This window comes from Winogradskyella sp. UBA3174 (assembly GCF_002364335.1).
GTDB lineage: Bacteria > Bacteroidota > Bacteroidia > Flavobacteriales > Flavobacteriaceae > Winogradskyella.
Genome location: NZ_DEXW01000062.1, coordinates 1 through 13,645 on the forward strand (window position 1 = coordinate 1; position 13,645 = coordinate 13,645).

Annotated in this window: 12 protein-coding genes; 9 read left to right on the top strand and 3 right to left on the bottom strand. The window is 30.7% G+C overall.

The window, feature by feature from the left end; genetic code table 11:
- From B2U95_RS11510 to B2U95_RS11535, 6 genes are all read left to right on the top strand, one after another.
- Positions 1-407 (top strand): 3-keto-5-aminohexanoate cleavage protein (locus tag B2U95_RS11510; RefSeq protein WP_296316601.1); only part of this gene is annotated, 407 nt, incomplete at its 5' end.
- A 9-nt stretch (positions 408-416) separates the two neighbouring features.
- Positions 417-1,058 (top strand): GNAT family N-acetyltransferase, encoded by a 642-nt coding sequence (locus tag B2U95_RS11515; RefSeq protein ID WP_296316604.1) that lies wholly within the window; start codon positions 417-419, stop codon positions 1,056-1,058.
- 737 nt (positions 1,059-1,795) lie between these two features.
- On the top strand, positions 1,796-2,911 hold the full coding sequence (locus B2U95_RS11520) for a sugar-transfer associated ATP-grasp domain-containing protein (protein ID WP_296316607.1): 1,116 nt from the start codon (positions 1,796-1,798) through the stop codon (positions 2,909-2,911).
- Between the two features lie 285 nt (positions 2,912-3,196).
- Complete coding sequence (locus B2U95_RS11525) at positions 3,197-4,315, top strand: sugar-transfer associated ATP-grasp domain-containing protein (RefSeq protein WP_296316610.1); 1,119 nt, start codon at positions 3,197-3,199, stop codon at positions 4,313-4,315.
- A gap of 92 nt (positions 4,316-4,407) precedes the next feature.
- Entirely contained in the window at positions 4,408-5,520 is a 1,113-nt protein-coding gene (locus tag B2U95_RS11530) for a sugar-transfer associated ATP-grasp domain-containing protein (RefSeq protein ID WP_296316614.1), read from the top strand.
- A gap of 140 nt (positions 5,521-5,660) precedes the next feature.
- The gene (locus tag B2U95_RS11535; protein WP_296316616.1) at positions 5,661-6,662 is read left to right on the top strand and encodes a sugar-transfer associated ATP-grasp domain-containing protein; all 1,002 of its coding nucleotides are present in this window, start codon (positions 5,661-5,663) and stop codon (positions 6,660-6,662) included.
- On the opposite strand, the gene B2U95_RS11540 is transcribed toward B2U95_RS11535, so the two are convergent.
- Together B2U95_RS11540 and B2U95_RS11545 are read right to left on the bottom strand one after the other, a co-directional pair.
- The gene (locus tag B2U95_RS11540; RefSeq protein WP_296316618.1) at positions 6,659-7,972 is read right to left on the bottom strand and encodes a CoF synthetase; all 1,314 of its coding nucleotides are present in this window, start codon (positions 7,970-7,972) and stop codon (positions 6,659-6,661) included. The genes B2U95_RS11535 and B2U95_RS11540 overlap by 4 nt on opposite strands.
- 9 nt (positions 7,973-7,981) lie before the next feature.
- Entirely contained in the window at positions 7,982-8,647 is a 666-nt protein-coding gene (locus tag B2U95_RS11545) for an acetyltransferase (RefSeq protein WP_296316620.1), read from the bottom strand.
- Positions 8,648-8,856: 209 nt separating this feature from the next.
- Here B2U95_RS11545 and B2U95_RS11550 point away from each other — a divergent pair, with 209 nt between their 5' ends.
- Together B2U95_RS11550 and B2U95_RS11555 are read left to right on the top strand one after the other, a co-directional pair.
- On the top strand, positions 8,857-10,086 hold the full coding sequence (locus B2U95_RS11550; protein ID WP_296316623.1) for a class I SAM-dependent rRNA methyltransferase: 1,230 nt from the start codon (positions 8,857-8,859) through the stop codon (positions 10,084-10,086).
- A gap of 55 nt (positions 10,087-10,141) precedes the next feature.
- On the top strand, positions 10,142-11,092 hold the full coding sequence (locus B2U95_RS11555) for an NAD(P)H-dependent flavin oxidoreductase (RefSeq protein ID WP_296316624.1): 951 nt from the start codon (positions 10,142-10,144) through the stop codon (positions 11,090-11,092).
- Here B2U95_RS11555 and B2U95_RS11560 read toward each other — a convergent pair.
- Positions 11,082-11,432: a hypothetical protein gene (locus B2U95_RS11560; protein WP_296316626.1), complete on the bottom strand. Its 351-nt coding sequence runs from the start codon at positions 11,430-11,432 to the stop codon at positions 11,082-11,084. The two genes, B2U95_RS11555 and B2U95_RS11560, sit on opposite strands and share 11 nt — an antisense overlap.
- A gap of 398 nt (positions 11,433-11,830) precedes the next feature.
- Between B2U95_RS11560 and B2U95_RS11565 the strand changes: the two genes are divergently transcribed.
- Positions 11,831-13,570 (top strand): amidohydrolase family protein, encoded by a 1,740-nt coding sequence (locus tag B2U95_RS11565; RefSeq protein WP_296316628.1) that lies wholly within the window; start codon positions 11,831-11,833, stop codon positions 13,568-13,570.
- Positions 13,571-13,645: the final 75 nt, after the last annotated feature.

The following is a 13,645-nucleotide window of genomic DNA, read 5'->3' on the forward strand; positions in this document are numbered from 1 at the left end:
TGATAAATTTTGGTAAATTTTTAGTTAAAAAAGATTTTATCAGACCCCCTTTATATTACAACCTTTTATTTGGAAACATAGCATGTGCTCAGACTAATTTATTACATACAGGTGTAATGTTAAATGATATTCAAGAAGATGCTCTAGTGAGTATTGCTGGTATAGGACATGGTCAATTAATGATGAATTCTATGGCAATAGCTATAGGTAAAGGTGTACGTGTTGGTTTAGAAGATAATATTTGGTACGATGCAGAGCGCACTAGACTTGCTACTAATAAAGAGCTAATTGAACGTATACATGTTATAGCTAAAGCTAATAATAGAGACGTAATGACACCAACAGAATTCCGTGCTCAAATGCAAATGGAACCAGGTTATGGTCGTTACGGACGTATTTATAATTAATTTATAGATATGGAAGGAGACAAAAAAGGATTATCGTATCGTATCAAATGGATTTCTAATATTATAAAGCATGGTCTTTTTCTTCACGGCGTACGTAATAATTTAGCTAAAGTTGGGTTAGATTTTATGCCCTATTATTGGGTAGAAGAAGCTACAAGTACAATTAAGCCACCAGAAATAAGAGGAGAGGATAAGGATTTTAAAATCTCAATTTTTGGAGAAGAAGAAATTAATTATGTAAAAAGCACCATTATAGGTATTGGTGAAAAAGATTTATTAACTAACCTTAAGAATGGTGAAATCTGTGTAGGTCTAAAAAATAAAGGAACTATTGCGGCATATATGTTTATAAAGCAAAAGCCTTTTATATTTAGAAAGCGTCAGTTTAATTTAAAACCTTCGGAGAGCTATTTGCATAGTATGTATACTTTTGAAGCTTATAGAGGAAAAAGCATGGCACCATATTTAAGATACCACAGTTATAAGTTGTTAGAAAAAGAAGGTGTAACTAGTTATTTTAGTGTTAGTGAGTACTTTAATAAATCGACTATAAAGTTTAAGAAAAAGCTTAATTCTAAGCCTGTAAAATTATATTTGAGTTTGGTGTTATTTAAAAAGTGGACTATGAATTTTACTTTAAAAAGTCACTAAACGTTTGTCTCTCAGTGGCACAAGAAATAGTACTACTTTTTTATGTGACTAAAGTGATATAAACTGTTCTGGTTAATATATACTTAATATGTATGGAAGGTTATAAGAAAGGTGTTATCAGCAGATTTAAATGGATTTATACATTAACTAGGCATGGATTGTTTTTACAGGTGTACGTAATAATCTTGCAAAAATTGGTATTGATATTATGCCTTATTATTGGTTCACAGGCACAAAAGAGTTGTCTAAACCGCAAACTATTAAAGGAGAATAACTAGATTTAAAAACTTCTGTTTTCGGTGATTCAGAAATTAATCTTATTAAATCTACAATTATTGGGATTGAACATAAAGATTTACTTAACGATTTAAAAAATGGTGAAATCTGTGTAGGTTTAAAGCAAAATAATAATATCGTTGCTTATTCATTTGTAAAGAAAAAACCTTTTTATATTAGGAAGCGCTATTTTAATTTAGGTTATAAAGATATTTATGCTCATAGCACTTATGTTTTGAAAAATATAGAGGTAAAAATATTGTTCCATATTTAAAATATCAACGTTTCGAGTTATTAGAAAAAGAAGGCGTTTTATACCATCATTCAATAAGTGAGTATTTTAATAAATCTGCGATAAGAATGCAGAAAAAGTCAAATGCTAAAATTGTAGCCTTGTACCTTAGTGTAATCCTTTTTAGAAAATGTACTATGAACTTTACTTTAAAAAAATATAAAAATTGATGTACCACTTTTTTAAAATGTTATTAACTAAACGCATATTAGAAGGCAAGCAAAAACTTATTCAGTTTAATACTAAATTAAACGCTAAGAGAAAGATTAAACTAATTATAGCGTCTAGAAACACACCAAGGCTAACCCAAGAAGAAGAAAGATTGGCACACTCATTTTTTAAGACACGTGGTTATAAATTAAATAATGTGCATTGGCATATGCATCTCAAAGCTGTAAGTGGCGAGTTTTATGCGAATTACATACCTGAAGATATTTATAGACCCCTTATAGATCCAAAGTTAAATCAAATGACACATTGGCCAGCACTAATAGATAAGAACTTAACTTATAATTTATTTAGTGAGTTTAACCAACCTAAGGTAATAGTACACAATATAAACGGTTTCTATTATGTTAATAATGAGATTGTAGATGAGTATAATGCGATAATGGCTTGTTTAAAACATAAGGATTCTTTTATCATAAAACCAACAGTTGAAAGCGGTAAAGGTAAATTAGTTCAGAAGGTTACTCTAAACACTAAAAATAAGAAAGAAGAACAAATTAGATTACAAAAACTTTTTGTGGTTTATAAGAAGGATTTTATTGTTCAAGAGGTGGTGAGCCAAAGCGAAACAATGAAAGCGCTAAACCCTTCGTCTCTAAATACACTTAGGGTTGCCAGTTATTTAAGACAAGATGGTAGTGTTCATATACTATCGACAGTTTCTAGGATTGGCAATCCAAATTCTAGTACTGATAATTATTCTCTAGAGGGTATTATATGCGGCATAAAAGAGAATGGTGACTTTAAAGATGTAGCATATACTAAAGGTAAAAAAATACAAGCGAGTCCTTCTGGCATATCTTTTAGTGCATGCAGTGTTCCCAATTATCAATCTGTTAAAAAGGTAGTAAAAGCATTACATATTAAAGTGCCCTATTTCAGAATTATCTCCTGGGATATTGGTATTGACATAAAAGATGACCCTATTTTTATAGAATACAACGTTTACAATCAATCTTTAGAATTACATCAAATAACTAATGGTCCAATGTTTGGTGAATTTACAGATGAAATATTAAGAATAGGAAAGTTGTCTAACACTAGACAAAGCGATTGATTTACACTTCGTCGAAATAATTACTTATTATTAAGATAATTAGCATAAATTCGGGAGTCACATTACTCTAACATTAAAATAATAATTAATTTTTATAATTTAGGAATGATTCTAACAAAAGCAATCATACCTCACAGTTCTGTCTCTGTAAATGAAATATAGTTTCAGAAATTATTGTAAACATCCATAATTAAATTTATACGATACCTTAAGTCAGTTTAATTAGAGCTTAGGTGAGTAAGTTCTTGAAAAAATTGATAATTTATTTAATAAAAAAAAACACTAATGTCGATATATCATTTTCTTAAAGGTTTATTTACAGGTTATGTAGTAAATTTTCAAAAACGTTTGGTAGCATTTAATTTAACTATGAATGCTCGTAAAGAGATAAAGCAAGTTTTTAAAAATAGTGACATACCTAAATTAAAACCTCACGAAATAAAGGAAGCTAAAGCTTTTTTTAAATCAAAAGGTTACAAATTAAATAACACGTATTGGCATCGGTTCTATAAATATATGAATGGGGAATTTCATAAGGATTATATTCCGTTAGATATATTTAGACCTTTGATTGAACCCAAATTAAACAGAAAAATTTATTGGCCAGCGTTGTTAGATAAAAATCTAACGTCAAATTTATTTAAAGAATTTAATCAACCTAAAACCGTAATAAGTAATATTAATGGATTCTATTATAGTGATGATAAAATTGTAAGTGGAGCATTTGCTGCAGAGAAGTGCAATCAACAAAAAACTGCATTTATTATAAAACCAACTGTAGAATCTGGTAGAGGGAGAATGGTTAAAAAATTTACAATAGATAATGGTAAAACATCTATTGATAATTTAAAAGTGATCGATTTATTCAAGCTCTATAAGAAAGATTTTATTATTCAAAAGGTTGTGGAGCAAAGCACTCAATTAAGTGCATTAAATCCTTCAACATTAAACACGCTGAGAGTTGTATCTTATCTAAATAAGGAAGGGGTTGTATGTATTTTGAATACATATATGAGAATAGGGAAACCAGGTTGTGATACAGATAATGTTTCGATTGGTGGTATTGCCTGCGGAGTTGATGAAGATGGATTACTTCAAAAAAATGGGTATACTAAAAAAGGACAAGGGAACGGAAAGGGAATTTTATTAAAAACACCTACAGGAATAGTATTAGAAGGTTATCAAATCCCTAATTATTCTGCTGTCAATGAAATGGTTAAAGAGATGCATGTCTTGGTGCCATTATTTAAGATAATTTCATGGGACATAGGTATAGATATAAATAATACGCCGATTTTAGTTGAGTACAACACTTTTTATCAAAATGTTGATTTACAGATGTTTAATGGTCCGCTTCTTCGAGACTATACAGATGAAATTTTAGCGCTTGGTTTAGAAGCATAATTAAGAGTTTTTATAAGTTTTTGGTCCTTCTTAAAAAATGTATAATAAACGATGTATTAAAATAGAATTACTATTAATTAGAATTGATGTCTATGTATCACAAGATAAAGCGATTATTGACGACTTCCGTTTTAAATTCTCAAAAACGTTTGGTAGCATTTAATTTGACCATGAATGCGAGAAGAGAAATAAAACACGTTATTAGAAATAGTAAAATACCTAAGTTGAAACCTCATGAAGTAAAGGAAGCGAAGTCTTTTTTTAAGTCCAGAGGTTATAAATTGAAGAACACCTATTGGCATCGGTTTTTTAAATCTGCGACTGGCGAATTTCACAAGGACTATATTCCATTAGATATCTTTAGACCTTTGATAGAGCCTAACTTAAACAGAAGAATTTATTGGCCAGCATTATTAGATAAGAATTTAACGTCTAACTTATTTAAGGAATTTAATCAACCTAAAACTCTAATAAAGAATATTAATGGATTCTATTATATCAATGATAAACTAGAAACTGAAGCTTTAGCTATTGAAACGTGCAATGAAACTCAAAGTGCCTTTATAATAAAACCAACAGTAGATTCTGGCAAAGGAAAAATGGTAAAAAAGTTTACCATGGAAAATGGAGAAACCTCTATTGATAATTTAAAATTAATTGATGTCTTCAAATTATATAAAAATGATTTTATTGTTCAGCAAGTTGTAGAGCAAAGTGCTAAACTGAGTGCTTTAAATGCTTCAACTTTAAATACAATTAGAGTGGTGTCTTACTTAAACAAGGATGGAGGAGTATGCATACTAAAAACTTACTTAAGAATTGGTAAGCCAGGAAGTGATACAGATAATATTTCTATTGGAGGCATTGCATGTGCTATTAGAGATGATGGTTTTCTTCATCCCAAAGGTTATACTAACAGAGTAGGAGGTGGAAAAGTTGCTTTGACGGAAACACCATCCGGAGTCGCATTAAATGATTACCAAATCCCTAATTATTCTGGTGTTATTAAAATGGTAAAAGAGATGCATCCTATAGTGCCTTTATTTAAGATAATTTCATGGGATATAGGTATTGATATTAATGATATGCCCATTTTAATAGAATATAATACGTTTTATCAAAATCTGAATATGCAAATGTTTACTGGACCACTTTTTGGAAAATTTGCAGACGAAATCCTTGCAAAAGGATTAGAATCCTACTAAGATTTTTAAAAGATTGCTATAATTTTAAACACAACACTTTATATATGTATCAATACTTAAAGAAATTATTAACTAAGCGTATAATTTTTTTTCAAAAACGAATTGACGAGGTCTATCTTAAAAGAAGCTCTAGGCAGTATATGAAATCTCTTATTCGTAAAAGAAATTTACCAAAATTAACTACTGAAGAAGTAAAGCAGGCCAAGTCTTATTATAAAACGAAAGGGTATAAATTGAGTAACACCTATTGGCATAGGTATTACAAAGCAATGAATGGCGAGTTCCACAAGGATTATGTTCCTTTTGATATTTTTAAATCAATAATTAGTCCTAGATTAAATCAACAAAGACAATATCCAGCGTTGTTAGATAAAAATATGCTCTATAATATATTTAAGGATTTTAAACAGCCAATACATGTGGTGCAGAATATTAATGGGTTTTATTACGTTAATAATCAAATTGTTGATGTAACTGATGCAATTAAAGCTTGTAACTCAAATAGTAATCACTTTATAATTAAACCTACTGTAGGATCTGGACAAGGACGAATGGTTAATGCTTTTACGGTTAAGGATTCTATGACCTCATATAAGAATCTTAGTTTATTAGAGCTGTTTAAATTATATCATAAGGATTTTATAGTTCAAGAATTTTTAGAACAAAGTGATCTATTGAATTCACTTAACCCATCGAGTGTAAATACACTTCGTGTGGTGTCTTATTTAAATAAAGAAGGCGTTCATATATTAGCTTCTGTCTTAAGAATAGGTAAGCCAGGCAATTCTACAGATAACTTCTCTACTGGTGGTATTTTCTGCGGAGTATTAGAAGATGGACAATTAAAAGATAAAGGTTTTAACCCAAAGGGAACTCAATTTACTAAAACCTCCACAGGCATTATATTAAAGGATTGTAAGATACCTAATTATGATAAGGTGCAAGAGATGACGAAATCGATGCATTTTAAAGTACCGTATTTCAAAATAATTTCTTGGGATATTGCTATTAATAAAAGTAATATGCCAGTTTTAATAGAATATAATACCTATAAACAAGGGATTGACCTTCAAATGGCTAGTGGACCATTATTCGGAAAGTTTGCTGATGAAATTTTGGATATGGGCTTAAAACCGTATTAATCTTTCTTAAAATTATTAATAACTTTTTTACGCTTACCAGAGGCTAATGCCGGGATTTCATCAACATATGAGATTGTGACGTTAGCATCTGTACCAAAATCCGATTTAACATCAGTTATCAAATCGTTTTCAAACTCAAACACATCATCTTGAAGGTTTAATTTTATCTCATAGTCTTTTTCACCTTGTTGAAGGAATTGGTACTGTTTAAGTAGTTTGTAGTACTTATAAAATTTAGTATAAATAACAAAAGATGAAATTATGTTGCCTTCAGAGTCATATATAAGATCCATTTTACGACCTTCTATTTGTTCTAATGCCATTGATCCGTTGTCACTTAATCCTAATTTAGCAATATCACCTGTGTCGTATCTTATAATAGGCATTGCATAGTTAAATAAATCAGTAACTACAATTCTACCAAATTCACCTGGTTTTACAGGAGTATCGTTTTCTAAATTCAATAATTCAACATGATAACTTGCGTGATTAATCACAAAATTATTTGGTGAGTTTATGGTTTGTTGAGCTATAATCCCTATTTCTTCGCTCGAATATCGAGAGAGTACTGTTGTATTGAGATGTTTTCCTAATTTAGATTTAGTATAGGGATTAAGATATTCTGAATTTGCAATAGCAGAAGTAATACCTAAGTCTTTTAGTATAATATTTTTTCTCTCTAAATACTGCGCAATCATCTCATAAGAAGACGCAAAACCAAGCATTGTTTTTTTAGACTGTTTGTCTGATTTTAGCAAATCTAAAAAAGTCTTAATACGCTCATCTGTTAACCTAGAAATATCAAACTGAACCGCATTCTGAATAAACGATTTTAGTTTCCCCTTTTGGTTATGCCCTCGCCATACTTCAAGTTCATATAGTCTATTACCAACATTAAAACCCGACTGATTAAAAAAGTAAATTACATCCGCGTGATTTCTATTTCTCTTTTCTTGATTTTGAAACAGAAAAAATGGAACACCAGTAGAGCCACTAGTAGAGACTCTGAAATTATCTTTATCCTTGAATTCACTAGACTCAAAACTTTCAAAATCGTTCTGAATTGTCGTTTTTCTAATAACAGGAAAATCAGAAACTGTATTTACGGTTTTTAAAGCACTGTAAAAAGGTGTTGTTTTTACAGCATGTTTAAGTAGACGTTCAAGGTTGGTGGACCTTATTTGTATAGCTTTGTCTGAATTCGAATTTTCGATACAAAGCTGAATCTCCTCTAACTTATTTTTTACTTTTCCACCTTTAGCACTGTCTAAAATCCAAAAGAACTTATGTCTTAATCTATTTAGAATCATAATATTTTTTTAGCCTAAATATTTAGAATTAGGTTCTCTATCTTTTATAGTATTAATAGGAACACCAAAGGCTTGCTTTAAATTTCCAATAGATTTTAAAACCAATGATGCAGCTCCAATAACGGTATAATTCCCTATAGTTATGTTTTGAATTACAGATGCTTTTAAGCAAATCGCAGAGCAAAAACCAATTTTAACATTACCGCCTATTGTAGCGCCAGATGCTAAACTTGAAAAATCAGCCATTACAGAATCATGACCTAAGGAAGTTGCGGTGTTTAAAATACAAAATTCACCAATCTTAGCATTCGCATTTACTACTACAGAAGCCATAATTACAGAGCCCTCAGATATTGTAACATCTTCAGCTATAACAGCACTTGGATGAATTACTGAAGGAAATTTTAAAACTAATGAAAGATTATCAATTCGTTCTTTCATTTCTTTACGGGTAAAGTTGTCACCAACTCCAATAATAATTCCGTAAATATTATGTTCTTCCTTGATCCGTTTTAAGTCATCAATACTTCCAATAATGTCATAACCAGAGATGTTTCTGCCGTCTTCTTTAAAAGAGTCAATAAAACCTATGATGTTATAGGTTTTCGTTTTGTGGAGAATATCAATTATCATTTTTGAATGACCTGATGCTCCACTGATTAAAACATTTTTCATAAGGGCGCTATTACTACTTCAAAAAACAGCATACGCTGTCGTTAATTAAGGGTTAACAAATCAAAGATATACTTTGAGAATCAATTTTATCATTTATTACGATGATTTACGCTTTTTGTAAGATTTATGGTGTGTAAATCTACAAAAGGTTAATATAGATAGATAAAGTATATTTATTACTCATATTTTTGCCTACAAAGAATAAATACATGCATTTTTCTAAAAATATAAAGACTAATTATTCACCAAAACGATTAGCTGTAAAACTTAATGCTAAAGGAGAGCAATTTGTTGTAAAAGGACATCCATGGATATTTTCTAATAGTATTGTTAAAATTAATAAGGATGCTACAACAGGTGATTTAGCGATAGTATTTAGTAAGAATAAGAATAAAGTCATAGGATTGGGATTATATGATGCAGATTCCCCTATACGAATAAAGATTATTCATAATGCAGAAACTAAAGCAGCAATTAATACTGAGTTTTTCCTTAAAAAGATTCAATATGCTTTTACGATTCGTAAAGAATTATTACAGACTAATACTGATAGTTATCGCTTATTATTTGGTGAAAATGATGGTTTTCCTGGGCTTATTGCAGATGTATATAATTCAGTTTTGGTGGTTAAATTGTATTCAGAGATTTGGTTGCCGTATTTAGAACCCATTTTAAATAGCTTAAAAGAAGTTTCAAAAGCAAAAACTATTGTTATAAGACTTAGTAGAGGCTTACAAAACAGCAGTAACCATAAGTTAAGAGATGGAGAAGTGGTCTATGGTATTCTAGAAGATGAGGTTGTAGGGTTTATAGAACATGGAGTTAAGTTTTCTGCAAATGTTATTAAAGGTCATAAAACAGGCTATTTTTTAGACCATAGAGACAATAGAAGACGTGTAGGAGAATTAAGTGAAGGTAAAACCGTTTTAGATGTGTTTTCTTATGCTGGTGGATTCTCGGTACATGCTTTAGCTAAAGGCGCAGATGAAGTGACGAGTTTAGATATAAGTAAGCAAGCCTTAGATTTGGCTAGAGAAAACGGGAAGTTAAATGACTATTATGGCAAACATAAAACCATTTCTGGTGATGCTTTTAAAGAAATGAAAAGCCTAATAGAAAAAGGAAAAACCTATGATGTTGTAGTTATCGATCCTCCAAGTTTTGCAAAACAACAATCCGAGATAGAACTTGCAAAAAAGAAATACGCACAATTAGCAGATTTAGGTGCTAAGCTTACGGCTAAAAAAGGCTTATTAGTTTTAGCATCGTGTTCTTCTAGAGTTTTGGCACAAGCATTTTTCGATTTAAATGTGCAAGCACTTAATTCTCAATCGCGATTATATGAGACTATGCTAAAAACAAAACATGATAGTGATCATCCTATTAGCTTTTCAGAAGGTGCTTATTTAAAGTGTGGTTATTATCGTTTTTTAGAATAACAACTATTATGCACGCATAATAAATTCAGTATATTTGAACAAATAATTTTAAGCCATGCAAACCAAATTAACTCAACTCCTTCATATAAAACACCCAATCATACAAGCACCAATGTTCTTGGTATCTAACGTTGCCATGGTAACAGAAGCTATGAAAGGTGGTATTGCTGGTTGTATTCCTGCATTAAATTACAGAACACTCGACGAACTAAGAGACGCTATCAAACAATTAAAGGCTAATAAGGTTGAAGGTGGTTCTTATGGGTTTAACTTAATTGTAAATAAATCTAATATTAAATATAAAGGACAACTCGAAGTAATTTGCCAAGAAGGTTGTGATTTTATTATAACCTCTTTAGGAAGTCCAGAAGAAACGATAAGGCAAGCCCACGCTGTTGGTGTCAAAGTATTTTGTGATGTTACCGATTTAAAGTTTGCTAAAAAAGTAGAACTACTTGGAGCAGACGCTGCTATAGCAGTAAATAGCGAAGCTGGTGGGCACAGAGGAAATTTATCACCAGAAGAATTAACCAACTTATTAAGTACAGAATTATCTATTCCGGTAATCTCAGCAGGTGGTGTAGGTTGTAAAGCAGATATTGATAAAATGCTAAGTTACGGTGCAGAAGGTGTTTCTGTTGGTAGTCCGTTTATAGCTTCTATTGAAGCAGGTGTTACAGACGACTATAAACAAGCTTGCGTAGATTACGGTGCAGAAGATATAATAATGACAGAGCGTATATCTGGTACACCGTGTACTGTAATTAACACACCTTATGTTCAGAAAATAGGAACTAAAGCTACTTGGATAGAAAACCTACTGAACAAAAATAAAAGCCTTAAAAAATGGGTAAAAATGGTTCGTTTTTCTATTGGGATGAAAGCAACCGAAAAAGCAGCTAAAAAAGCAACTTACAAAACTGTTTGGGTTGCAGGTCCAAGTATAGAGCATACCAAAGCTATATTACCTACAGAAGAAATAATTAAAAAATTAGTTAGTAATTAAAAGCAATTTTTTGTTTCTTTTTTCGCTTACCAGTAAATATACTAAAGCTAGTACTAACAAAAAGGCCACCTGTTGTCGTAGCAGCTAACTCGCCAGTATCAAAACGTCCGCTAATAATATAGCCATCATACACTTCTTTAGCGAGTCCAACTAAGGCAGATGCACCTAGGCTATACCAAAATGCTTTCTTTTTATTTTTTGTTTTTGAGTATACTATAGCGTATGTTGTGCCAGAAATTAATGCACCAGCAGCAAAATGTAATTTGTCATCATCAGATATAACTTGTGCAGAACTTAGATTTATAAATGCTAAAGCAAAAATTGTAATAATAATCTTCATTGGTTTTTTTGGTCGTCAGAAAAGTATGCTTATTATGTTTATGGAGTAGCCTATTACCGATTGAACCTTAATTTTTACGATTAAAGGTAGAAACCACTCACTTTTGACGCAACTTTTTAGATGATTTGACATCTACAATACAAATCATAAATCACTAATTTCTAGTATCAGCATATTTTTTAATGGTAATAGCTGCTCTAAATAACCGGTTATTGTTTATAACTGTTTATAAGTCATCATAATAACTTCTTTATTTTTAAACTTCAAAATTATAACTTTGTTTGATGGCCGTTATAATATGGATATCATCAATAAGTATATTTAATTGTTAGGTGCAAGCTGCATAAACGAATCAAATATTAAAACAACAAGACTAATAAAATAAAATAAAAATGAAAATGAAAAATAAATATTTTTTAGCATTCGCATTTCTAATTTCTTCCTTTTCTCTTTTTGCACAAACCTATATCACCAATGTAACAGTAGCGGATGTAGAAAAACAAAAATTAGTACCTAATCAAACTGTTGTAATTACTAACGATTTTATTTCGAACATTCAAAAAAGTAACAAAATAAAGATTCCTGAAAATGCAACTATAATTGATGGAACAGAAAAATATCTTGTCCCTGGTTTAGTCGATGCACATATACATTTCTTCCAAAATGGAGGCTTATATACTCGTCCAGATGCTATTGATTTACGAAAAGACAGGGATTATGACCAAGAAATTGCGTTAGCAAAAATCGATATGGAGAATAAATTAAGAAGATATCTTCAAAACGGAATTACTACAGTGATTGATGTGGGTGCTAATTATCAATTCCTTAAACAGCGTAAAGATTTTACAGATAAATCTTTTTCACCTACAATTTTTATAACTGGTCCATTATTGACCACCTTTGAACCCGAAGTCTATAAAAATTTAGGAGAAGATGAACCTTTCACCTTAACAAAAACCATTGAAGATGGTATTGACGGTGTAAAGAAACAATTGCAATATAATCCCGATTTTATCAAAATCTGGTACATCGCAGGAGCAGACGGCTTAAGTATTGAAGAAAGTGCTCGAAAAAACCTGCCCATAGTAAAAGCCATTATAGATGAAGCCCACAAAAATAATTTAAAAGTTGCTGTACATGCATCACAAAGAATTACGGCTCAATTGGCAGTCGAAAATGGCTGCGATTTTTTAGTCCATAGTGTAGATGATGAAATTTTAAAGGATGACTTTGTACAATTAATGAAAAAAAACAAAACCATTATTTGCCCAACATTAATTGTATATGATGGCTATCAGAATACATTCGGTCAAAATATAGAAATGAGCAATCATGAATTGCAAAAAGCGGATCCTTATCAATTGGGTACTTTATTAGATTTAAAACATCTGCCTGACACTTTACTTATCAATAATTATAAAAATAGTTCAAACTCAAAAGCGGGAATGACACGTTTTAACAAAAAGAAGTCGACGATGATGGCTAATCTCAAAATTTTGTCAGATGCTGGAGTTTTAATTACAACAGGTACAGATGCAGGTAATATTGGTACTTTACATGCTTCATCATATTTAGCGGAACTACGAGCAATGCATAAAAGTGGCATGAATAATTGGCAAATTGTTCAAGCATCAACAATAAATGGTGCAAAAATATTTAATAAAGAAAATGAATTTGGAACAGTTGGAATCGGTAAAAAAGCTAATCTCATCCTACTAGATGCCAATCCAATTGAAAATATAGAAAACCTTTCGGAAATTAATACTGTTATTAATAAAGGTGTTGTATTTAAGCCAAATGAATTATTGAAAGACTCACCTGCAGATCTAGCACAACGACAATTAAATGCTTATAACTTTAGAAATATTGAGGCATTTTTAGAGCCTTATGACGAGAATATTGAAGTCTACAACTACCCCAACAAATTACAATTCAAAGGAAAAGAAGCTATGAGGAAAAGCTATTCACTTATGTTCAAAAACACGCCTAATCTACATTGTGAATTAGTTGCCCGAATTGTTCAAGGTAATATTGTTATAGATAAAGAGCGCGTTCAATTTGGAGATAAAATAATTGAAGCTGTTGCAATTTATCATATCGAAAACAATAAAATTAAAAAGGTGTATTTTATTCAATAAGCATAAACAGTCATAAGTTTCATTAGAACAAAAGCCAACACCTAACACGGTGTATAATTAATTGCTAGGTCACTG